Here is a 20,148-nt window from a genome sequence, read left to right as displayed (position 1 = left end):
GAAGTGTCAGGACGGTAGCGCCGCTTGGGTTACCGCGGGTAGCGGTAGGTAGGTTACGTTTCAGTAATATGACGCCCTGTCCGAACCGGCCATGGGAAAGGCTGTGATGACGGTTGATCCGATCACCGCGGCGGTCCGGCTCGCGGGCGAGCTGATGCTGCTTCCGCAGGCCGACCCGGCCCTGGCCCGTCGGATCGATCGGTGTCTGGAGACCTGGGACGTCGACGGGGACGCGTTCCTCGCTCAGACCGAGGGCGTCGTGCTCGCGGCACTGCTCGCCACACGCAACGAGGATTGCTCGCCCGGGACCTGGTGCACCGCCGCGGCAGCCGTGCTGCGGCAACAGGACGACGTGCCGCTGTTCGCCGCCGTCCCGTCATCCCTGCCTGCCCCGATGCCGACACGGATGGTCCAACTGCGGCTGCTGTCCTGCTGCTTGACGCCACGCTCGTCACTCCGCTGGATCAGGCTCCGGAGCGCCGCCCAGGAGTTCCTGGAGGCCGCCGCACCGCCGACGGGTCGCCGCCGACCTCGGCCCCACCGCCCCTGACCGACCCGCCGTAGGGAACCGCGCCCCCGGGCGGGCTCGTGTCCTGATACGGGCGTCAGGGGGGCGGCCGAGGTGCACGGGGGTACGGGGGGCGACGATGCAGATCATCGAAGTGACCGGGTATGCCGTGAGATCCGCGGTGATCACCATGCGGCGGCGGGACAAGCCGCTCGAGTTCGTGATCTTCCCGATGCTGCACGTCGCCTCGCCGACCTTCTACTCCCAAGTACGCGGCAGGCTCAAGGAGTGCGACCTCATCGTGCTGGAGGGCATCAGGGGGAAGTCGGCCGGAGTGAGTGCCCTCACCCTCGCCTACCGGTTCGCCCCGCGGCGCCGGCGCAACGGCCTGGCGGAGCAGCGTGACGACGTGCTGATCCCGGACGCCGTACCGGTGATCAACCCGGACGTGACGGCGGCGGAGGCGATGGCGGACCTGAAGGCACTGCCGCGGTGGATGTATCTGCTCCTGCTGATCGGGGCTCCCGTGATGGGCCTGGTGTTCGCGCTGCGCGGTCCGCGCGCCTTCCTCGACGAGGACCTGGCCGTCGACGACCTGCCGGCCACGCTGCGGGCGGAATGGCTGGCGGACGATCCCATCGAGCACGCCATGACCGACCGCCGCGACGCACGGCTCCTCGCCGCGCTGGGCGAGATCTGCGCCGAGCGCGGCGATGAGCCGATCCGGGTGGCCGTCGTGTACGGCGCCGGCCATGTCCCGGCGATCGTGGCGGGCCTGATGGAACGTCACGGCTATCGTCCCCGCGACGCGCAGTGGCTCACCGTCATGATTCCGGCGTAGGGCCGGACGCCGGGGACGGGATATTCGCCCGTCCCCGTCTTCAGGCCTGGTGCGTGGTGCGCCGGGCCTCCGCCACCAGTTCGGGGGGCAGTCCGTCCGCCGCGCACGCCTGGTCGATCAGGAAGTCGCGGTAGCCGGGGTTCGGGACCTGCGGTGCCACGGCGATCAGCGCACGGAGATCGTCGGACGAGCCGGACAGGCGGGTGCGGTAGGCGGCGGCCGCGGCGCGCAGGGAGACCTCGCCGGGCGCGTGGGCCAGACCCTGCTCGGCCTGAGCCGCGGCGCGGGCGAAGTCGCCTTGCTCGGCGCGTACGTCGGCGAGGTCCAGATGGACCGACCAGTTGTCGGGTTCCAGGGCCAGCGCCCGTTCGAAGGCGGTCGCGGCCTGGTCGAGCCGGCCCATCACCCGCCAGGTGGCGGCTCGTGCGACCTCGGTCCACAGGGCGGGTCCGGGCGCGCGATCGCACACGGCGAAGGCCAGGTCGTAGCGGCCGCAGGCCCGCGGAAGGCGCGCCATGGAGGCCAGCGGCTCCGGCACGGGACTGCGTGCGGAGACGACGTCGACGGCGCGGAACCAGGGGCTGAACCGCTCCCGCATGGCATCGGAGTCGAGGTCATGGCCGTAGTCCAAGGTCCGCAGACACGCCTCCGCCATGGCCTCGGCACGCACCGCGCCGAGCAGCCGGGCATCGCCGAACCACGGGGCGGCACCCCATGCCACGTCGGGCCGCGCGCCGGTCGCCGAGCCGAGCGCCATCACCGCGTCATCCATCTCCCCGTCGAGGAAGAAGAAGTACGCCTGCGCCACCACGGCGCTCAGGGAGGCGTTCCGCCGGAGATCCTCTTCGAGCTCCGGGCGCCGGTCCCGCCACAGCTCGGCGAGGGCCGCGTACGGCTCCGGGGCGTCCGGCGCCGAGGCGATCGCGCCCACCAGAAACCTCACGGCACCGAACGGGCTTCCTCCGCAGTGCGCCATCACACCGGCGAGCGTGACACCCGCCGCCACCGACCTGTTCGACATCGGCAGAGGGTATCCACTCCCGAAGGCCGGGTGGGACGTGGCCCTGGTCAAGGGGGCACGGCACCGACGGAGGTCTTCCCGCTGCGGGCCTTCCTGACGCGGTGGGCCGCGGGCCCGGCGGAGGCTCGTCAACCGGCACGGCGGGGTACGGGAGGTCCGCGCGTCGGATTCGTGACCTGAGCGTTACCTGGGTCTGAGTGCGTAGATCCTTCGCAGCGGGGCACTTGGTGGCTGCCGGGCGGCACGGGGTGTCGAGCGGCGGTGTCAGAGGGCGACAGGTGAAGAGGGGACTCGCGATGATCCTTCCGGCTGAGAGAGAACTGCGGACCGCGCTGGCGCGTTTCGCCGAGGCCCGCATCGATTACGACGCGTCGGGTGGCAAGCGGTGCGGCCGTGCGCTGGAGGACGCCACGTACACGCTCTGCGTACTGACAGGTGCCCGCACCGTCGACGAGGCCCTGGCCGCGGCGGACGAACTGCTGCGGCGCTACAAGGCGCACGCCAAGAGCGCCGCGCACGAGGACAAGACGCTGGCGGCCTGACCGCCGGACGGGCGAGTCGTCCGGTGCCCGGCAATTCCGGACGCGGTGGCTGGGAATACCGGACGACTCGCCCTAGGTTCATCCCCGGGAGCTGGACGCATCAACGCCGTCCCGCCACATCGGGGAAGGACCGAATCTCATGCGCTACGCCGTTCTCGGCACCGGCATCGTCGGCCGTACGATCGCCGCCAAGCTCGCGTCACTCGGCCATGAGGTGGTCATCGGAACCCGTGATCCGCAGGCCACCCTCGCCCGCACCGACCCCGACGGCATGGGCAACCCGCCGTTCGCCGCCTGGCAGGCCGACCACACCGACGTGCAGCTGAAGCCGTTCGCCGAGGCCGCCGCCCTCGGCGAGACGATCGTCAACACGACCGCCGGTACCGCCGCCCTGACGGCCCTGGACGCGGCGGGCAGCGCGAACCTGGCGGGCAAGGTCGTCATCGACGTCGCCAATCCGCTGGACTTCTCCGCCGGTATGCCGCCCACGCTCGACCCCGTCAACACCGACAGTCTCGGCGAGCAGATCCAGCGGGCCTTCCCGGAGGCGAAGGTCGTCAAGACCCTCAACACCATGACCTGCGCGGTCATGGTCGAGCCCACACGCGTCGCCGGGCCGCACAACGTGTTCGTCTCCGGCGCGGACACCGGCGCCAAGAAGCAGGTCACCGAGCTGCTGGTGTCCTTCGGCTGGCCCGAGCACAGCGTCATCGACCTCGGCGGCATCGAGACCGCCCGCGGCACCGAGATGCTGCTGCCGATCTGGCTGCGCCTGATGGGCACGCTTGGCCACGCCGACTTCAACTTCCATATCCAGGGCGCCCGTTAGGACGGGTCCCGCCCCGTTCCTCAGGTGAGTTCCAGCAGCCCGCGACGCACGGCTTCGGACACCGCGGCCGCTCTGTTGTCCACGCCGAGCTTGCGGTAGATCCGGATCAGGTGTGTCTTGATCGTCGCCTCGCTCAGGTGCAGGGACCGCGCGATGGAGCGGTTGCTGTGCCCGTCGGCCATCAGCCGGACCACCTCCGTCTCACGCTGCGTCAGTTCCGCTGCGGGGCTGACGACTTGGCCGACCACATGGCCGACCAGCTCGGGCGCGAGCCCGATGCCGCCCGCACCGGCGCTGCGCACGGCACGGAAGAGTTCGTCGGGCGGGCCCGCCTTGAGAACGTAACCGCGGGCCCCGGCCTCCAACGCCCGTACGACGTCGGCGCGTCCGGAATAGCTGGTGAGCATCACCACCGGCAGCCCCGGCGCCGCCGACGCCAACCGGCGTACCGCTTCCACGCCGTCGATGCCGCCGTCACCGTGGGCGAAACGGAGGTCCATCAGGACGACGTCCGGCCTCAGTTCGAGCGCGAGCCGGACCGCCTCTTCACCGCTGTGCGCCTCCGCGACGACGTGGAGGTCCGTGGCGCCCTCCAGCAGGGCCCGTAGCCCCGCGCGGACGACCGCATGGTCGTCGGCGATCAGCAGACGCAGCGGGGAGGGCGTCATCAGGGCACTGCCGAGGTCAGCGGCTGGGCCGTGGCGGCGGCCGGGCGACGGCGGGCCGGCACGGTGGCCCGGACCCGGGTGCCGCGACCGGGCCGGCTCTCGACGGCGAGATCACCACCGCGCTCCCGCAGCCGGGCACGGGCCGAGGGGAGACCGAGACCGCGGCCGGACCGGGACGGCGTGCCGGTGTCGGCCGGGGCGAAGCCGACACCGTCGTCCCGCACGTCCAACTCGACGCGGTCGGGGTGATGGTGGAGTGTCACCAGCAGCCGACTGGCACGGGCGTGTTCGCGGGCGTTCGCGACCATGCTGTGCGCAACGCGGAACACGGTGGTCGCCGTCTCCTCGTCCAGCTCGGGACGGTGGCTTCCCACGGTGCGGAACTCCACGTCGGCCGCGGCCCCTTCCAACTGGGCACGGGCGCACAGCAGCCGCAGCGAGTCCTCAAGGCCGGCCTGGGTGACCGGGGACGGGGTGAGGTCCCGGATGATCCGCCGGGTCTCGACGAGGCCGACGTCCAGGCCCTCCACGACGGCACGCACCCGGCTGTGCGCCACGTCGGGACGCTCACCCAAGTCGCGCTCGGCCGCCCGCAGCAGCATCAGACTGCCGGACAGCTCCTGGGCGAGGGTGTCGTGCAGGTCCCGGGCGATGCGCGCGCGTTCCTCCAGGACACCGGTGCGGTGTCTCTCCTCGGCCAGTGAGTCCCGAGTGCTGCGCAACTCCTCCACCAGCCGCTGCCGCTCCGCGAGGGTCCGTTGCAGCGTCCGGTACACGGCGACCGTGCCCCAGACCGCGGCGACCGGGACCAGAACCAGCTCCGGGTCGAATCCCCCCGCGTCGTGGGTGAGCCGGCCGAGCAGGACGCCGGTGATCGCCAGGACGGCGACCACGACGGAGCGGGGCCCGAGCGCGCGCACCGCCACCACGGCCAGCGGCACGGCACACCACACGTAGGAGCCCGTGAACGGCAGCGGGGCGAGCATGACGAGGGCCGCCCACACCCCGACGAGCAGGGCGACCCAGAGCGCGCGGCCGCGCGCGCCCAGCGCCGTCCACGACGCCAGGCCGGCCGCGTACGTCACCGAGAGCAGCCCGCTGATCGTCACGATCTCCCAGCACAGCGGGATGTTCAGGCGGATCAGCCGGATCAGGGCGACCCCTACGACGAGGAAGAACACCAGATGCGGCAGCTGCCGCAGGGCGACACGACTGAGGCGGCCCGACATGTGAGCGGGCACGGCGTCCAGGTCGGACAACGGCTTACCCCCTGGACGAATGATCCACCGGGACAGGGAGGCCGAGTTTATCCGCTGCCTGTAGGGCTGATGTGAAGAGCGGTGCCTGTGGAACCGACGGGAGCAGCGGTGCCGTCTGGGTACGGGAGGGCACCGCCTCGCGTCACGCCCCGGGGTGAAGACCGAGCCAGCCGGGGGTGGGATCGCCCTTGACCTCGCCGAAGTACAGGGCGAAGGTCTGCTTCCAGCGCTCCACCGCGGCACGGTCGGCCATGAAGCGGGGGAAGCCGTCCACGTGGGCGTTCGGGTACTCCCAGATGGGCTTCAGCCCGGTCGGGGGAGTGATGTCGGTGCGCACCGACCAGCCGTTGAAGGAGCCCTGCTGCCGCTCGGTCGACAGCTGCCAGTTGAGGAACAGCTTGGCCGCCGTCGTGTTCCTGGCCTCCTTGAGGATGGCCACGCGCTGGCCCCAGGCCATGAAGGGGTGTCCGTCCGTGATCACGGATTGCACGGGGGACGAGGGTGCGGGCAGCGCCGAGCCCGAGCCGCCGATGCCGATCGCCTTCTGCCCGGAGCGGACCGCGTCGCCGGGGGAGTTGCTGCCGCGGGCGAACCGCACGTCCTGGGCGGCGAGTCTGGCGACCCACTCCCAGCCGTACTGGCGGGCGTAGAGGCTGTAGAGGTAGAGGACGGCGTCGTCGTCGTGCGGGTACGACGAGGCGATCTTGCCCTTCCACTTCGGGTCGACCAGGTCCAGCGGGCTGCGCGGTGCGTCGGAGCCGACCGCGGCCGTGCCGTACAGGAAGCTGAAGGCGATCACGCCGCCGGCCACCCACGCGCCCTGGGGGTCCTTGAAGGCGTCGTACACCTTGGAGAAGCCGGACGGCTTGTAGTGCAGCAGCCGGCCCTGCTCCTTCCAGCGGACGAAGTCCTGGACCGTCTGCAGCTGTACGACGTCGGGGACGAGGGTGTCGGTGGCGAACTGGTTGTCCACCCGGACGTCGTGGTACTTGCTGTAGTCGACGACGAGCGTCAGGTCGATGTCGGGGAAGCGGGCCTTGAACGCCGCTTTGGTGGCGTCCTGTTGGGTCGGGGTGTCGCCGCCCGCGTAGATGACCAGCTTCCCGCCTTCGGCCAGGGCGGCCTGGTACAGCTCGTCCAGCGTCCGGGTCTCCTCGGGCCCGGTCCGCTGCCGGGACGCGGTGGGAGCGGCCGCCGCCGGGACCGCCGAGGTGCCGAACACGCCCGCACCGACGGCGGCGCCGGCGCCGACGGACAGGACGCGCCTTCTGCTGGGAAGAGTGGACATGCGAACGGGGCCTCTCTGATCGGGGGGTGGGAGCCCGGGCGCCGCGGGCCATGGCCAGTCTGCTGCCGGCGGCCCGGGTTCCGCGTCGTCCGTTCGGAGAGAGGAGCGGTCTGTGGGGTGGAAGCCGCGTTCAACCGTTCGGTTGAACGCGGGCACCGAACCCGGTCAGAACCAGTGCAGGCAGTGCGGGAGTTGATCGCCCCGGAACAGGGCGTCGGCGAGCGGGGCCGCGTCGGCATGGTGGGCTCGGATGTGTCCGGCACGGACGAGCGTGCTCGGGGCGGTGCCGCCGAGGTAGACCGAGCCCAGATCGCGGATGTCCAGGGAGAGGTCGGGCGCCCGGTGCGTCGGAACGCAGTCCGCCTTGCCCTCCGAGACGGTCAGCAGCCAGCGGTGCCGCTCCGCGAGGAAGGGGTCCTCGACGTCGAGGACGAGCTCGCCGTTCGTGAACCAGCCGCGCGCGGTCAGCGCCCGCGGGACGTCCAGCAGCCGCACCCACAGCCAGTCCGTGTCACCGCCCACCTCGGCGGCGCGGAAGTCCGCGAGCTGCCAGCGCAGCGGGTGCTGCGGCGGAACGTGCCGGAACACCACCTTGCCGACCAGGTCGTGGCCGAGCAGGAACCGGGCCAAGGCCGTGAAGGCGGCACTGCCGGTGGCGATGGTCTCGTCGACCTTCAGGGTCTCGTGCTCGCCGAGCGAGTAGCTGGCGTATCCGTCCGGCACACCGTCGGCGTCGCGGTGCACGGCGACGTAGCGCGGCGCCGGGGAGATCGGCGGCTGTCCGGCGCGCAGAGCCCACCAGCGGTGCGGGCGCGACAGCGCGCCGGGCTGGGCGCGGCGATACCGGTCGTAGACCTCCTCCAGCAGCTCGCCGCACTCGGCGCGCCGCAGCACCTCGACTGAGCCGGTGTCGGCCGCCTGGCCCGCCCGGGGAGCGCTGAGGCCGGCCTGTCGGCGCGGCACCGTCAGCCGCCCCGTGTAGGTGGCCGGGCCGTAGCCGAACCTGCCGTAGATCGTGGCCTCGGACGCCAGCAGCACCGCGAGGAACTCCCCGCGGTCCCGGAACTCGGCGAGCTGATGGCGCATCATCGCGCTGAGCACGCCCTGGCGCCGGTGCGAGGGCAGCACGCCGACGGCCGTGACGCCCGGGGCCGAGGCCAGGGCCGCACCGGGCAGGGTGAGTTCGAAGGCGTGCGAGGCGGCGGTGCCCACGGGCCGCCCGTCCGCCGTCAGGGCGAGCAGGCAGCGGTCCGTCTCGAGCGCCGACCACCACAGCCCACCGCCGTCGACCGGGGTCTCGGGGAAGCGCCCGAACGCGGCATGGACCGTGTCGACGAAGACCTCCAGCTCCTCGTCGGTCGTGGAACGTATCTCCATTGCTGCCGCCGCCTCCTCGAAGTGCCCGGCCACCACGACCAGTGGTGCCCCGCACAGTGCAGCGACGTCACGTGACGGGATCAAGCGAATTATGACCGGCCGCAGGGGGCATCAGTTCACAGCGCGGTTCCCGTCTCCTTGGCCAGGGCCTCCAGGAGGCGGTCCTGGAACGCCTCGTCATGGACCGCCGCGTGCGGCTGCAGGCGTTCGCGGTGGTACCAGTACCCGCCCGTGGTCAGGGCCTCGGGGTCGTCCGCGGCGGCGAGCCACTCCTGGGTTCGATGGCCGAGTTCCAGGTCGTCCGGTGCACCGGGCCCGCCCATCCTGGTCGGCACCCACCCCGGGTCGACGGCGTTGCTCACCACGTCCGGGCGCAGCCGGGCCACCGCGGCGGCGAGCGTGGTGACGAACAGCTTGCTGTCGGAGTACGACCCCGCCCCCCTGCCCGACCAGTCGACCCCGTCGAGCGCGGGCCGCCCGCCGAAGTGCGAGTTGCTGCTCAGGTACACCAGGCGCCGCGGGCCGGGGAGCAGCGCCGTGAGCAGGTACGGCGCGATGATGTTGACCGGCATGACCGCGGGCCCGCTCCACACGCCCGCGTTGTGGATGACCGCGTCGAGCGGCTCCGCGTCGTTCAGTTCGGCGGCGATCCGTCGTACGGCGTCACGTTCGGTGAAGTCGGCCACGACGGCGCGCGCCCCGCGGTCGGTCAGCGGGGCGAGGCCCGCGAGGCGCTGCTGATTCCGGGCGTGCACGACCACGTCGTGCCCCGCGGACAAGAGCGCATCCGCCGCGGCGCGTCCCAGCCCGTCGCCGGACCCGGTCACCAGAATCCGGCTCACGACCCCACCACCCCCGCGCCCCGCCGGTGGGCGTGCGCTTCGTGGGAAAGCCGTGCGACTGCTCCTCGCATGGAGGTGTCTCCTTCCGTTCCGGCCTCCGCGGGCGTGCTCCGCGTCCGTTCAGGCTACGTACACCTGCCTCGCCCGGGGGCGGGCGTACTGCTCGTCGGTGACCGGTTCGTTCCAGACGACCTCCGCGCCGCCGTCGCGCTTCACCTCCCACAGGGCGATGTGCTCCATGAAGCGGTCGGGGGCGGCACCGTGCCAGTGCTCCCCGCCCGGCGGGCAGGAGACGGTCTCGCCGGGGCGGGCTTCGAGGACCGTGCCGTCGCGGGTGCCGATCAGGGCGATGCCGGAGACGATGTGCAGGGTCTGGCCCAGGGCGTGGATGTGCCAGTGGGTGCGGGCGCCGGGGGAGAACCGGACCAGGTTGACGTTCATCCGGGACGGCTCCTGGCCGGCGTGGAGCCGGTCGAACCAGACGTCGCCGGTGAACCAGTGCGCGGGTGCCTTGTCGGTGGGCTGCTGTGCGACGAGTTCCATGATCTCTTTCCGGACGTACGGGACGGCAGGTCGAGGAGACCCCGGTTCAGGGTGCTGGGGAAGGGCCTGCCGTGACAGGTACTGACAGGACCCCGCACACCTGCGCGACCCGATCTAGCCTGGAAGGCGTGAGCACCGAGAGCGACATCCGCGAGTTCCTCGCCTCGCGCCGCGCCAAGATCACCCCTCAGCAGGCCGGCCTGCCCGCGTACGGCGGCAACCGGCGGGTGCCCGGTCTGCGCCGCGAGGAAGTCGCCCTGCTCGCCGGCGTCAGCATCGACTACTACGTCCGCCTGGAGCGCGGGCGCCTCGCCGGGGCTTCGGAAGAGGTCCTCGACTCCGTCGCCAACGCCCTCCAGCTCGATGACGCCGAACGCGCCCACCTCTACGACCTGGCCCGCGCCGCCACCAAACGCCCTGCCCGCCGCCGGCCGGCCCGCGGCGCCCTGCCCGAGAGCGTCCTGCGCGTCCTGGAGTCCATGACCGACTCCCCGGCCTTCATCCGCAACGGCCGCACGGACATCGTCGCCATCAACCACCTCGGGCGCGCCCTGTACGCACCGCTGTACGCCGACAGCAGCGTGCAGACGGTCAACATCGCCCGCTTCCAGTTCCTGGATCCGCGTGCGCGCGACTTCTTCCCCGAGTGGGAGCAGTCCGTGAACGCCACGGTCGCCCTGCTGCGCACCGAGGCCGGGCGGGCCCCGCACGACCGTGAGCTGACCGGCCTCGTCGGTGAACTCGTCACCCGCAGCGAGGAGTTCCGCACGGCCTGGGCCAGACACAACGTGCACCTGCACCACACCGGCCGCAAGGCCGTCAGGCACCCCGTGGTCGGCGTCCTCACCCTCGACTTCGACGCCTTGGAACTCCCGGCCCTGCCCGGCCTGACCCTCACCGCACTGAGCGCGGCCCCCGGCACACCCGACCACGACGCCCTACGCCTGCTGGCCACATGGGCCGCCACGGAAAACGCCGGGACCGCCGACCAGCCGTCCCACCACGTCGACTGAGCGGTGTCCGGTTTTCGCCGGTCCGCGATAAATGCCTGGACTGAGTACCTCCCCTGACGGGAAACTTCCGACTTCCGAACCACCGGGAGCGTGATGGGGACCACAGACACACACGGACCGACGCCGGGCAGGAGCGCGGTCGTTCTGGCGCTGCGCCGCTACGGCGAGGAGCTGATGCGACTGCGACGACTGGCCCTGCCCGCGCTGCTGCTGCCGGCGCTCGGCAACATCGGCACCCGCTACGTCGCCCCCCTGCTGATCGCCAAGCTGGCAGGTCAGGCCTCCGACGGCGGCGGTCTCACCCTCGGCTCGGCGCTGCCGTACGTACTGGGCTTCGGCGGGGCGCTGCTGCTGGCCGAGGTCGTGTGGCGGATCGGGCAGCACTGCCTGAACCGCGTGGACGCGCTCGGCATGGAACACCTGTATGTGAGCGGCATGGACGAACTCCTCGCCAAGGACGCGGCGTTCTTCCACGACAACTTCGCCGGCTCCCTGACCAAGCGGGTGCTGAGCTTCGGCAAGCGCTTCGAGGACTTCGTCGACACGGTGACGTACCGGATCGTGGGCAGTCTCGTCCCGCTGGTGTTCGGCGCCGTGGTGCTCTGGAGCTACGAACCGATGCTCGTCGTCGGTCTGTTCGTGATGATCGGGCTGACCGTGGTGGCCGCCACGCCCCTGATCCGGCGGCGGCAGAGGCTCGTCAACGACCGTGAGGCGGCGCTCGCGCGGGTCTCCGGCCATGTCGCCGACAGCCTGATGAACATGGAGACCATCCGGGCGTTCGCCGCCGAGCACCGGGAGGCCGACGAACACCGCAGGCGGGTCGCCGACTCCCGGCGTCTGACGCTCAGGTCGTGGGACTACGGCAATCTGCGCGTCGACACCCTGATCGCCCCGATGTCCGTGCTGACCAACGTGCTGGGCCTGCTGGTCGCGATCGCCTTCGGCGGCCCGGGCCAGGGCGTGGAGGAGGTCGTGGTCGCCTTCACGTACTACTCCAACGCGACCCAGATCATGTTCGAGTTCAACCAGATCTACCGGCGCCTGGAAAGCTCGATGACCGAGGCCGCGCAGTTCACGGAGCTGCTGCTGGACCCGCCGACCGTGCTCGACCCGGCGCGACCGGAACCGCTAGCACCGTGCGGCACCGGCGTCCGCTTCGAGGCGGTGACCTTCGCCCACGCCGGCGCGCAGCCGATCTTCCGGGGCCTCGACCTGTACGTGCCCGCGGGCGCCCGGATCGGCCTGGTCGGCCGGTCCGGCGGCGGCAAGACCACCCTCACGCGCCTCCTGCTGCGGATGTCGGACATCGACGACGGACGCATCGTCATCGGCGGTCAGGACATCAGCCGGCTCCGCCAGAGCGACCTGCGCTCACTGATCGCGTACGTCCCGCAGGAACCCGCCATGTTCCACCGCAGCCTGCGCGACAACATCGCCTTCGCCCGGCCCGGCGCCACCGACGAGGAGATCCACGCGGCGGCCGCGGCCGCGCACGTCACCGAGTTCGCCGAGCAACTCCCCGACGGCTTCGGCACCTTGGTGGGGGAGCGGGGCGTGAAGCTCTCGGGCGGCCAGCGCCAGCGCGTCGCCCTCGCCAGGGCCATCCTGCGCGACGCCCCGATCCTGCTCCTCGACGAGGCGACCAGCGCACTGGACTCGGAGAGCGAGATCCTCGTGCAGGACGCGCTGTGGCGGTTGATGGACGGACGCACGGCGCTGGTCGTCGCCCACCGTCTGAGCACGGTCGCCGGTATGGACCGTCTCGTCGTCCTCGACCGCGGAACCGTCGTCGAGCAGGGCTCCCACGAGGAACTGCTCGCGACGAACGGCGCCTACGCCAAGCTGTGGCAGCACCAGTCGGGCGGGTTTCTCGGCGAGAGCGCGGAATCGGACCCGGACCCGGGCCCGGCGATCCCGGAAGCGGGCCTCAGCGGACTGCCCGGACCGGCCGGCCCGCCGCACGCCCGGACGACCACCGGCTCCTGAGAGCGCCTTCTCCCGTCCGCGGTTCGCTAGACCGTGACGACGATCTTCCCGGAGTGCAGACCCGCCTCGAGATGACGGTGTGCGGCGACGACGTCGTCGAGGGTGAACACCTTGTCGACGGCGGGCCGCATCGCGCCGAGGCGCACACCGGCGTTCAGGAAGGCCGCCATGCGTTTCACCACGGCGGGGTCGAGTGTGTGCTCGAAGCTGCGGTAACTGAAGATCCTCAGCGGTGAGCCGGCCGGGAACGGGGTGGGCCGGGGGTCCAGGAACCCCGCGGCGACCAGGGTTCCGCCGGGCCGGGCCGCCTTCAGGAGCTCCTGCTGACCGGGGCCCATGACCACGTCGAGGACGATGTCGGCGCCGGCTCCGTCGGTGTGGCGGCGGACGGCGTCGACGACGTTCTCGTGGTCGGTGGCGATGACGGCGGCGGCACCGGCGGCGAGGAGTTCGTCCTTGCGTGCGGTGTGCCGGGTGAGGGCGAGGGGGACGGCTCCGATCTGGCGGGCGATCTGGATCGCCGCCCGGCCGACACCGCCGGACGCGGCGCTGACGAGGACGTGGTCACCGGGCCGCATGCCCGCCTTCTCGACGAGCGCGCCGTAAGCGGTGGAGTACGCGACCCAGACGGCCGCCGCCTCCGTGACGCCGAGCCCGGCCGGCCGGGGGAGGACCTGGCTCGCCGGGAGCGTCGTGTACGCGGCGTAACTGCCCCGGGCGCTCGGGTCCGGGACAGCCGCGAGGATGACGGGATCGCCGATCTTCAGTCCGGTGGTGCCGGGGCCCAACGCGTCGACGACGCCGGTACCTTCGACGCCGAGCCGGGCGTGGGGCAGGGGGACGGGCGCGGGCGAGGTGCCCGAGCGCATCATCAGGTCGAGCGGGTTGACGGCGAACGCCTCGATCCTGACGCGCACCTCGCCGGCGGCGGGGTCGACGACCGGTTCCTCGACGACGTGCATGACCTCCGGCCCGCCGAACTCGTCGAACACGACGACTCGTTGCATGGTGGATCCTCCGCATCTGGCGCTGGTTTCGTCACTCGCGGAAGACGTTACGAAGCCGTCGGTTACCTCCTGGTACCTTCGATCCTCATGCAGAACGTGGCCGGTCCCGCCTTCCTCGCCGACTGCCCCACGCGCCTGGCGGTCGAGATCATCTCCGACAAATGGGCCGTGCTCGTGATCTACGGTCTCAGCAGCGGGCCCCGCAGGCACGGCGAGCTCGTCGACCTCATCGGCGGCATCTCCCGGAAGGTCCTCACGCAGACACTGCGCCGACTCCAGCGATACGGTCTGGTCGAACGCCATGCCGAGGCACCGCGGCGCGTCGAGTACCACCTCACCGACCTCGGCCGGACCCTGGTCGAGCCCATCGAGGTCCTGACGAACTGGGCGCGGGACAACGGCGAGGCCATCACCACCTTCCAGGAGAGGGCCGAAGCCGAGGGGTGAACCGGCTGACGGCACGAATGCACCGCTGATATTGGCTTGCGTGCCGCCGTCACCTGCGCGAACGTCGCCTGACCCCTGACGAAGGCAGTGAAGATGACCACGCAGACCCACCCCGTCGACCACGAACTCATCGAGGCCGCGGCGCGGATCGCCCGCACGCGCTGCCGGGGGGACCACCACACCATGGCAGCCGCGGCTCGCGCCGCGGACGGCCGGATCGTCACCGCGGTCAACGCCTACCACTTCACCGGCGGCCCCTGCGCCGAACTGGTCGTCATCGGTACGGCGGCTGCCCAGGGCGCCTACGACCTGGACACGATCGTCGCCGTGGGCGACCGGAACCGCGGAGTGGTGCCCCCGTGCGGCCGCTGCCGCCAGGTGCTCTTCGACTACTTCCCCGCCCTCAAGGTCATCGTCGGCAACGGCGACCACGTCCGCACCGTCCCGGTCACCGACCTGCTGCCGGAAACCTACGTCTGGTCCGACCACCAACTCGACGCCGAGTGACGACGCCACGCGCTCGCCGAGGCATCCACGTCGGCTCGGGGGCGGGATGCGGATCCCGACGGGCGGGAACCGAGGGCTCGTGGGGTGGCGTCCGTCTCGGCATGCAAGATCGATACCTGTATCTCGCTCGCCATGGCGAGGCCACACCCGACGAGAACGAGCTGACCTCAGCCGGTAGACGGCAGGCCGAGCTGCTGGGCAAGCGCCTGCACGGCGTACCGCTGACCGCCGTACACCATGGTCCGCTGCCCCGTGCGGCGCAGACGGCACGGCTGGTGGGGGAGCAGTTGGGTGACGTGCCGCTGCTGGAGTCCCGGGCGGCCGGTGACTACGTGCCCTACGTCCCGGAGCGGGATGAGCTGCCGCCGGCGTTCGCTGACGCGATGGTGGCGCGCTTCGCGTGGGTGACGGCCGAGGAGCGTGCGAGCGGTGCGGAGCTGGCCCGCCAGGCGCTCAGCGACTTCACCGGGCCGGCCGACGAGGGAGACGCGCCTCGGCACGAGCTGGTCGTCACCCACGCGTTTCTCGTCTCCTGGCTGGTACGCGCCGCGATGGACGCCCCGGCCTGGCGTTGGACGGGGCTCAACCCCGGCAACGCCGCGCTCACCGTCATCCGTTACGCCCCGGACCGGCCCGCGGGGGTCCTGGTCCTCAACGACATGAGTCATCTCCCGGAGGACCTGCGCTGGACCGGGTTCCCGCCGCCGCTCCGCGCGCCTTGCTGAGGCCGGAGCGGCAACTGCCGTACGGGCCCGCCGTGATGTTGCCGTAGTCCATTGGCGGGGTTTCATGCTTGTTGCTCTCTGGTGATGATCCGTTTCGCCGTGTAGCGTCAGTCCCGGCTGTCGTGGTTCGCAGTACCTGCCCGCGCTTTGGCGTGGGCGTTTTGCTGTGCAGTGCTGGACCAGGACGATCACCTCCAGGGCCGCGCGGCGCGGTTCCTGTACGTCTACGGAAAGGCATCAACATGGCCAGCGGAACCGTGAAGTGGTTCAACTCGGAGAAGGGCTTCGGCTTCATCGCCCAGGACGGCGGCGGCCCGGACGTCTTCGCGCACTACTCCAACATCAACGCCTCCGGCTTCCGTGAGCTGCAGGAGGGCCAGGCGGTCACCTTCGACATCACCCAGGGCCAGAAGGGCCCGCAGGCGGAGAACATCACCCCCGCCTGACCCCGGCCCGGCAGGGCAACGGGATCGCGAGCGTGATCGGGTGCGCCGCCCCGCAGTTCAGTCTGCGGGGCGGCGCACTTTTTCGCCTTTGCCGAGGAGCGTGCGCGTCAGTGCCGGAACAGCCACGCGATCCGGTCGAGGGCGGCGGCGTGATAGGCCACCAGCACGATCGTGAGCACCAGGGCGGGGGTGCGGGCCCCCGCCGCGTAGAGGGCTGCCGCGGCGCCGAGGAACACGGCGAGTTCGAGCAGCAGCCGCACCGGGCCGGGGGTCGCCACGACCGTGTTTCCGGAGCGGGACTCGTCACCGGGCGTCGCGAAGACCCCCCAGGCCGCGGCGACCAGTGCCGGTACGGCCACCACCGTGACGTACCGCAGCCCCTGCGGGGAGACGTGCCAGGCCCAGTATCCGAAGCACACCAACGCGGTGAGCTCCAGGACGAGCCGCAGCGCGAGCATGACGGGGTGGTAGCCCAGTCCGGGACCGGAGGTCATCAGCGTCCTGCCTTTCACCTTGTCCGACCGGACCGGGTCTTGTCGTGGCCTTCGCGGCCGTCAGCCTAGCCGGGGCACGGCCGGTAGGCGGTGGCCAGCACCGAGACGGTGAGCCGGTCGGGCAGGCGGTCGATGTCGTCGAGATCGGTATCGGTCACGTGCCGCGCGCTCGGTGTCATCGCCACCAGGTCCCGGACTTCCCTCCGGGCGAGGGGGACGGAGTATTCCACCCGCTCGGTGTCGACGGCCTCGAAGCAGGGGGCCAGCGCCCGGTGCAGGCGCTGTTCCTTCGACCGGTCGACCGTGACCATCCCCGGCAACCGGCGGCGCACCTCGGCCAGATGCCGACCGGTGGGACGGACCACGACCAGTCGGCCGGCCGGACGCAGCACACGATGGAATTCGGCCGGATTACGCGGGGCGAACACGTTCAGCACGACGTCGGCGACTTTGTCGGCGAGCGGGAAGGGACGGAAGGCGTCCCAGGCCATCGCGGCGGCTCGGTCATGGACCCGGGCCGTCGAGCGCAGCGCACGCACCGATGTGTCCAGCCCCAGTCCACGGGCGGTGGACAGATGGTCGAGTACGCCGGCCAGGTAGTAGCCCGTGCCGCACCCCACGTCGAGGACCGTGCCCCGCTCCGGCGCGGCACCGGCCGCCAGGCGGGCCACGGCCTGGCGGATGGGCGCGTAGGCGCCGGTGGCCAGGAAACGGTCCCGGGCCTGGACCATGGCCGCGTCGTCGCCGCTGGTGGCACGCGTGCCGGTCAGCAGGCCCGCGTAGCCGTGGCGGGCGATGTCGAACGTGTGACCCACCGGGCAGCGCAACACACCCCGCGCGGGGCGGAGTTGACGCCAGCGGCAGGTCGGGCAGCGCAGCAGGTCGAGGGATCGTTCGAGGGCAGGGGGAAGCAATACGGGCACGAGGCGCTCCTGGCGGGGCCGAAGGGGAAGAGTCCGTGCCTGTCCGCGTGCTCAGAGCGTCGGCGTCACTGCCTTCCGGGAGGAACGGGCAGCTTCGGGAACGTGGTTCACGCGGCAGGCACACCGAGGAGGGCGACGCCGTACGGCCTCGCCCTCAACGCCTTCCGATCACAGGAAGCAGCAGTGCGGGGTGCTCATGAATGCCACACCCGTGAGTCTACGAGCCATGACGCGGCCGCTGAAAAGGTTTTCCCCTGCATGATCCCTGGGCCATACCCTGAGTCTCCGCCCGCGCCGGCGGACCGCAGCACCGAGGACGAGGTCGCCCGGCTGATCGGCCTCGGCGCCGCCAGGACGGACGTGGGCCAGGGCGCAAGCACCTCTCAACGGGCGCCCGGGAAGCCGTTGTCGTCGTGCGCGGGCCCCGGCATGATGGATGTCGTATGCCGTGCATCGCCGCTGCCCGCGCCGCGCGGAGACGTCGGACAGGAGCAGGACGGAAGCATGTCGGGACAGATGTCGCCCAACGGAACGCCCTCCGGCCCCGGTTCGTCGCCCGAGCTGCGTGCCTCCCATGCCGACCGTGACCGGGTGGTGGACGTACTGCGGATCGCCGCGGGGGACGGCCTGCTGACGGCGGACGAGTTGGACGAGCGGGTGGAAGCCGCCCTGTCGGCGCGGACGCTGAGCGAACTGGCCGGGCTCACCGCCGATCTGCCCGTCGCGTCGACCCCCGCGGGCGGTGCCGGGAGCTGGGGCGTGGTGCCCAAGGACGTCGTCCGGATCGACCACGTGTTCAGCGGGGCGGTCAAGCGGACGGGGCGTTGGGTGCTGCCGCGGCGGCTGGAGCTCGCGGTGAGCTGGTGCGACGTCACGCTCGACTTCACCGAGGCCGTGATCACCCAGGACACGCTGCAGATCGACGTCGCCATGACGGGGAAGACCCTGACGCTCGTCACGGGGCCGGGCATCGAGATCGATGCCGACGAACTGACCCGGATCCACTGCCCGCTCAGACACCGTCCCACGCAGGCGCCGCCGGACGGCACACCGGTCAGGCTGCGCGTGGAGCTGGTCGGCCAGAAGGCCTACGGCAGCGTGGTGGTGCGTCCGCCGCGTCGGGGGTTCCGGCAGTGGCTGCTGCGCAGGCCTTCCTCCCGGCCGGCCGGGGACTGACTCCGTCAGCGCTGCCGCACCGACGACATAGACACGCTGCCGCATCAACGACATAGACATGAGGGCCGCCGTCCCCTTCCGCAGGGGCGGCGGCCCTCCGCATCCCCCTCGGCGGTCCTCCGTATCCCCTCGGTGTCCCCGCCGCCTCGACTTTGTCCTGAGTGTGGAAAAAGATTGCTCTACTCCTGCGCAAGTACTTCCCACTCTGGATAATGGTTGTTACGTTCCTTTCCGACAGCCTGGTGGCGCGGTCGGTGGAGACGGCGCCTGGCTCCCGGCCGTGGGTGAGGGGAGGAGGGACCGTGCGACGGATGACTGCTCGGCCCGAGAACGCGCATCAGGCGCGGCTGCTTCGTCTGCTGCGTGACCACGGGGCCAACTCCCGCGCCCAGTTGGGCGACCTGGTGGATCTGTCGCGGTCGAAGCTGGCCGTGGAGGTGGACCGGCTGCTGGAGACGGGCCTGGTGGTGGCCGATGGGCTCGCCGCCTCGCGCGGTGGCCGCCGTTCCCACAACATCCGGCTCAACCCGGGGCTGCGTTTCCTCGGTGTCGACATCGGTGCGACCTCGGTCGACGTGGCCGTCACCAATGCGGAGCTGGAGATCCTCGGTCATCTCAACCAGCCGATGGACGTGCGTGAGGGTCCGGTCGCGGTGTTCGAGCAGGTCCTGTCCATGGCGGCGAAGTTGAGGGCCACCGGGCTTGCGGAGGGTTTCGACGGGGCCGGTATCGGTGTTCCGGGGCCGGTGCGTTTCCCGGAGGGTGTGCCGGTGGCGCCGCCGATCATGCCGGGCTGGGACGGTTTCCCGGTGCGGGAGGCGCTCAGTCAGGAGCTGGGCTGTCCGGTGATGGTCGACAACGACGTGAACCTGATGGCGATGGGGGAGCAGCATGCGGGTGTCGCGCGTTCCGTGGGTGACTTCCTGTGCGTGAAGATCGGTACCGGTATCGGGTGCGGCATCGTGGTGGGCGGGGGTGTCCACCGGGGTGTCACCGGTAGCGCGGGCGACATCGGGCACATTCAGGCCGTGCCCGACGGGCGGCCCTGCGCCTGCGGCAACCGGGGCTGCCTGGAAGCCCACTTCAGCGGCGCCGCGCTCGCCGAGGACGCGGAACAGGCCGCCCGCGAGGGACGGTCGGCGTATCTCGCCACCCGGCTGGAGACGGCCGGAAGTCTGACCGCCGCAGATGTGTCGGCCGCCGCCGCGGCGGGAGACACCGTGGCTCTGGAACTCATCCGTGAAGGCGGCAGACGTCTGGGACAGGTCGTCGCCGGACTCGTCAGTTTCTTCAACCCGGGACTGGTGGTCATCGGCGGAGGTGTGACCGGACTGGGTCACACGTTGCTGGCCAGTGTCCGGACCCAGGTGTACCGGCAGTCCCTGCCGCTCGCCACCGGCAACCTGCCGATCGTACTGGGGGAGTTGGGGCCGGTGGCCGGAGCCATCGGCGCCGCCCGCCTCATCAGCGACCACGTCTTCTCGCCGGCCTGACCGACGCGGCGGACGCAGCCATAGCCGTAGCTGTAGCAAGAAACGTGTGGCAACACGTCCATCAAGTGTCATCGCAACCCTGCCGGTGACACCGCACACCCCAGGGTGCCTCGGCAATCCCAAGACACCCTGACAGCGACCTCAGGGCCACGTCAGGCCTGCCCCCTGCTCGGCGCCTCCCCGCCCAGCCCTGCACAGCCCTGCCTTGCA

22 protein-coding genes are annotated in these 20,148 nt (G+C 71.4%); 12 read left to right on the top strand and 10 right to left on the bottom strand.

Translation table 11 applies throughout. The features are described from left to right. Window positions 1–106 precede the first annotated feature (106 nt). Both ACFUO4_RS02955 and ACFUO4_RS02950 read left to right on the top strand, forming a co-directional pair. The gene (locus tag ACFUO4_RS02955; protein WP_383479290.1) at window positions 107–550 is read left to right on the top strand and encodes a hypothetical protein; all 444 of its coding nucleotides are present in this window, start codon (window positions 107–109) and stop codon (window positions 548–550) included. Between the two features lie 97 nt (window positions 551–647). Then, entirely contained in the window at window positions 648–1,349 is a 702-nt protein-coding gene (locus ACFUO4_RS02950; RefSeq protein ID WP_383479288.1) for a hypothetical protein, read from the top strand. Window positions 1,350–1,389: 40 nt separating this feature from the next. Here the strand turns inward: ACFUO4_RS02950 and ACFUO4_RS02945 are convergent, their stop codons facing one another. After that, window positions 1,390–2,370, bottom strand: coding sequence for a tetratricopeptide repeat protein (locus tag ACFUO4_RS02945; protein WP_383479286.1), 981 nt, complete (start codon window positions 2,368–2,370; stop codon window positions 1,390–1,392). Window positions 2,371–2,666: 296 nt separating this feature from the next. Here ACFUO4_RS02945 and ACFUO4_RS02940 point away from each other — a divergent pair, with 296 nt between their 5' ends. Together ACFUO4_RS02940 and ACFUO4_RS02935 are read left to right on the top strand one after the other, a co-directional pair. Continuing rightward, window positions 2,667–2,912 (top strand): DUF5133 domain-containing protein, encoded by a 246-nt coding sequence (locus ACFUO4_RS02940; RefSeq protein WP_383479284.1) that lies wholly within the window; start codon window positions 2,667–2,669, stop codon window positions 2,910–2,912. 139 nt (window positions 2,913–3,051) lie between these two features. Further along, window positions 3,052–3,741 (top strand): NADPH-dependent F420 reductase, encoded by a 690-nt coding sequence (locus ACFUO4_RS02935; protein WP_383479282.1) that lies wholly within the window; start codon window positions 3,052–3,054, stop codon window positions 3,739–3,741. Window positions 3,742–3,761: 20 nt separating this feature from the next. Here ACFUO4_RS02935 and ACFUO4_RS02930 read toward each other — a convergent pair whose 3' ends face one another. The 6 genes from ACFUO4_RS02930 to ACFUO4_RS02905 all read right to left on the bottom strand — a co-directional run bounded on the left by ACFUO4_RS02930 (window position 3,762) and on the right by ACFUO4_RS02905 (window position 9,718). Further along, window positions 3,762–4,409, bottom strand: coding sequence for a response regulator (locus tag ACFUO4_RS02930; RefSeq protein WP_383479280.1), 648 nt, complete (start codon window positions 4,407–4,409; stop codon window positions 3,762–3,764). Continuing rightward, entirely contained in the window at window positions 4,409–5,668 is a 1,260-nt protein-coding gene (locus ACFUO4_RS02925) for a sensor histidine kinase (RefSeq protein WP_383479278.1), read from the bottom strand. The genes ACFUO4_RS02930 and ACFUO4_RS02925 overlap by 1 nt, the downstream gene beginning before the upstream one ends. A 142-nt stretch (window positions 5,669–5,810) precedes the next feature. Beyond that, window positions 5,811–6,956 carry an ABC transporter substrate-binding protein gene (locus ACFUO4_RS02920; protein ID WP_383479276.1) on the bottom strand — a complete coding sequence of 382 codons (1,146 nt, stop codon included), beginning with the start codon at window positions 6,954–6,956 and terminating at the stop codon, window positions 5,811–5,813. A gap of 165 nt (window positions 6,957–7,121) precedes the next feature. Continuing rightward, a complete protein-coding gene (locus tag ACFUO4_RS02915; RefSeq protein ID WP_383482247.1) occupies window positions 7,122–8,333 on the bottom strand; it encodes a GNAT family N-acetyltransferase in 1,212 nt (403 codons plus the stop codon). A 116-nt stretch (window positions 8,334–8,449) separates the two neighbouring features. Next, the gene (locus ACFUO4_RS02910; protein WP_383479274.1) at window positions 8,450–9,175 is read right to left on the bottom strand and encodes an SDR family NAD(P)-dependent oxidoreductase; all 726 of its coding nucleotides are present in this window, start codon (window positions 9,173–9,175) and stop codon (window positions 8,450–8,452) included. 120 nt (window positions 9,176–9,295) lie between these two features. Continuing rightward, window positions 9,296–9,718: a cupin domain-containing protein gene (locus ACFUO4_RS02905; RefSeq protein WP_383479272.1), complete on the bottom strand. Its 423-nt coding sequence runs from the start codon at window positions 9,716–9,718 to the stop codon at window positions 9,296–9,298. Window positions 9,719–9,846: 128 nt separating this feature from the next. On the opposite strand from ACFUO4_RS02905, the gene ACFUO4_RS02900 reads away from it, so the two are divergent. Beyond that, window positions 9,847–10,731, top strand: coding sequence for a helix-turn-helix transcriptional regulator (locus ACFUO4_RS02900; protein ID WP_383479270.1), 885 nt, complete (start codon window positions 9,847–9,849; stop codon window positions 10,729–10,731). A gap of 93 nt (window positions 10,732–10,824) precedes the next feature. After that, complete coding sequence (locus tag ACFUO4_RS02895) at window positions 10,825–12,720, top strand: ABC transporter ATP-binding protein (protein ID WP_383479268.1); 1,896 nt, start codon at window positions 10,825–10,827, stop codon at window positions 12,718–12,720. Window positions 12,721–12,746: 26 nt separating this feature from the next. On the opposite strand, the gene ACFUO4_RS02890 is transcribed toward ACFUO4_RS02895, so the two are convergent. Continuing rightward, window positions 12,747–13,727 carry a zinc-dependent alcohol dehydrogenase family protein gene (locus tag ACFUO4_RS02890; protein WP_383479266.1) on the bottom strand — a complete coding sequence of 327 codons (981 nt, stop codon included), beginning with the start codon at window positions 13,725–13,727 and terminating at the stop codon, window positions 12,747–12,749. Between the two features lie 87 nt (window positions 13,728–13,814). Here ACFUO4_RS02890 and ACFUO4_RS02885 point away from each other — a divergent pair, with 87 nt between their 5' ends. The 4 genes from ACFUO4_RS02885 (at window position 13,815) to ACFUO4_RS02870 (ending at window position 15,852) form a co-directional block, all read left to right on the top strand. Continuing rightward, a complete protein-coding gene (locus tag ACFUO4_RS02885) occupies window positions 13,815–14,174 on the top strand; it encodes a winged helix-turn-helix transcriptional regulator (RefSeq protein WP_383479264.1) in 360 nt (119 codons plus the stop codon). A gap of 93 nt (window positions 14,175–14,267) precedes the next feature. Beyond that, a complete protein-coding gene (locus ACFUO4_RS02880; RefSeq protein WP_383479261.1) occupies window positions 14,268–14,681 on the top strand; it encodes a cytidine deaminase in 414 nt (137 codons plus the stop codon). A gap of 101 nt (window positions 14,682–14,782) precedes the next feature. Next, window positions 14,783–15,406, top strand: coding sequence for a histidine phosphatase family protein (locus tag ACFUO4_RS02875; protein ID WP_383479258.1), 624 nt, complete (start codon window positions 14,783–14,785; stop codon window positions 15,404–15,406). Window positions 15,407–15,648: 242 nt separating this feature from the next. Beyond that, window positions 15,649–15,852: a cold-shock protein gene (locus tag ACFUO4_RS02870; RefSeq protein WP_059190954.1), complete on the top strand. Its 204-nt coding sequence runs from the start codon at window positions 15,649–15,651 to the stop codon at window positions 15,850–15,852. Window positions 15,853–15,959: 107 nt separating this feature from the next. Here ACFUO4_RS02870 and ACFUO4_RS02865 read toward each other — a convergent pair whose 3' ends face one another. Continuing rightward, window positions 15,960–16,346: a YrdB family protein gene (locus ACFUO4_RS02865; protein WP_383479255.1), complete on the bottom strand. Its 387-nt coding sequence runs from the start codon at window positions 16,344–16,346 to the stop codon at window positions 15,960–15,962. A 65-nt stretch (window positions 16,347–16,411) separates the two neighbouring features. Continuing rightward, entirely contained in the window at window positions 16,412–17,269 is an 858-nt protein-coding gene (locus ACFUO4_RS02860) for a methyltransferase domain-containing protein (RefSeq protein ID WP_383479252.1), read from the bottom strand. 504 nt (window positions 17,270–17,773) lie between these two features. Here ACFUO4_RS02860 and ACFUO4_RS02855 point away from each other — a divergent pair. After that, complete coding sequence (locus tag ACFUO4_RS02855) at window positions 17,774–18,445, top strand: DUF1707 domain-containing protein (protein WP_383479249.1); 672 nt, start codon at window positions 17,774–17,776, stop codon at window positions 18,443–18,445. A 311-nt stretch (window positions 18,446–18,756) separates the two neighbouring features. Continuing rightward, window positions 18,757–19,938 carry an ROK family protein gene (locus ACFUO4_RS02850; RefSeq protein ID WP_383479246.1) on the top strand — a complete coding sequence of 394 codons (1,182 nt, stop codon included), beginning with the start codon at window positions 18,757–18,759 and terminating at the stop codon, window positions 19,936–19,938. Window positions 19,939–20,148: the final 210 nt, after the last annotated feature.

The sequence above is a fragment of the Streptomyces sp. NPDC057280 genome, assembly GCF_042668605.1.
Classification (GTDB): Bacteria; Actinomycetota; Actinomycetes; order Streptomycetales; family Streptomycetaceae; genus Streptomyces.
Note: the sequence above shows the minus strand (reverse complement) of the source record. Positions and strands in the feature narration are given on the sequence as shown.

Excerpts from the sequence above, each read along its gene's own strand:
- ACFUO4_RS02905 (WP_383479272.1), bottom strand. The coding sequence starts at position 9,718 with ATGGAACTCGTCGCACAGCAGCCCACCGACAAGGCACCCGCGCACTGG.
- ACFUO4_RS02870 (WP_059190954.1), top strand. The coding sequence starts at position 15,649 with ATGGCCAGCGGAACCGTGAAGTGGTTCAACTCGGAGAAGGGCTTCGGC.
- ACFUO4_RS02850 (WP_383479246.1), top strand. The coding sequence starts at position 18,757 with ATGACTGCTCGGCCCGAGAACGCGCATCAGGCGCGGCTGCTTCGTCTG.
- ACFUO4_RS02930 (WP_383479280.1), bottom strand. The coding sequence starts at position 4,409 with ATGACGCCCTCCCCGCTGCGTCTGCTGATCGCCGACGACCATGCGGTC.
- ACFUO4_RS02895 (WP_383479268.1), top strand. The coding sequence starts at position 10,825 with ATGGGGACCACAGACACACACGGACCGACGCCGGGCAGGAGCGCGGTC.
- ACFUO4_RS02950 (WP_383479288.1), top strand. The coding sequence starts at position 648 with ATGCAGATCATCGAAGTGACCGGGTATGCCGTGAGATCCGCGGTGATC.
- ACFUO4_RS02855 (WP_383479249.1), top strand. The coding sequence starts at position 17,774 with ATGTCGGGACAGATGTCGCCCAACGGAACGCCCTCCGGCCCCGGTTCG.
- ACFUO4_RS02880 (WP_383479261.1), top strand. The coding sequence starts at position 14,268 with ATGACCACGCAGACCCACCCCGTCGACCACGAACTCATCGAGGCCGCG.
- ACFUO4_RS02940 (WP_383479284.1), top strand. The coding sequence starts at position 2,667 with ATGATCCTTCCGGCTGAGAGAGAACTGCGGACCGCGCTGGCGCGTTTC.
- ACFUO4_RS02935 (WP_383479282.1), top strand. The coding sequence starts at position 3,052 with ATGCGCTACGCCGTTCTCGGCACCGGCATCGTCGGCCGTACGATCGCC.
- ACFUO4_RS02890 (WP_383479266.1), bottom strand. The coding sequence starts at position 13,727 with ATGCAACGAGTCGTCGTGTTCGACGAGTTCGGCGGGCCGGAGGTCATG.
- ACFUO4_RS02915 (WP_383482247.1), bottom strand. The coding sequence starts at position 8,333 with ATGGAGATACGTTCCACGACCGACGAGGAGCTGGAGGTCTTCGTCGAC.
- ACFUO4_RS02885 (WP_383479264.1), top strand. The coding sequence starts at position 13,815 with ATGCAGAACGTGGCCGGTCCCGCCTTCCTCGCCGACTGCCCCACGCGC.
- ACFUO4_RS02955 (WP_383479290.1), top strand. The coding sequence starts at position 107 with ATGACGGTTGATCCGATCACCGCGGCGGTCCGGCTCGCGGGCGAGCTG.
- ACFUO4_RS02865 (WP_383479255.1), bottom strand. The coding sequence starts at position 16,346 with ATGACCTCCGGTCCCGGACTGGGCTACCACCCCGTCATGCTCGCGCTG.
- ACFUO4_RS02945 (WP_383479286.1), bottom strand. The coding sequence starts at position 2,370 with ATGTCGAACAGGTCGGTGGCGGCGGGTGTCACGCTCGCCGGTGTGATG.
- ACFUO4_RS02875 (WP_383479258.1), top strand. The coding sequence starts at position 14,783 with ATGCAAGATCGATACCTGTATCTCGCTCGCCATGGCGAGGCCACACCC.
- ACFUO4_RS02920 (WP_383479276.1), bottom strand. The coding sequence starts at position 6,956 with ATGTCCACTCTTCCCAGCAGAAGGCGCGTCCTGTCCGTCGGCGCCGGC.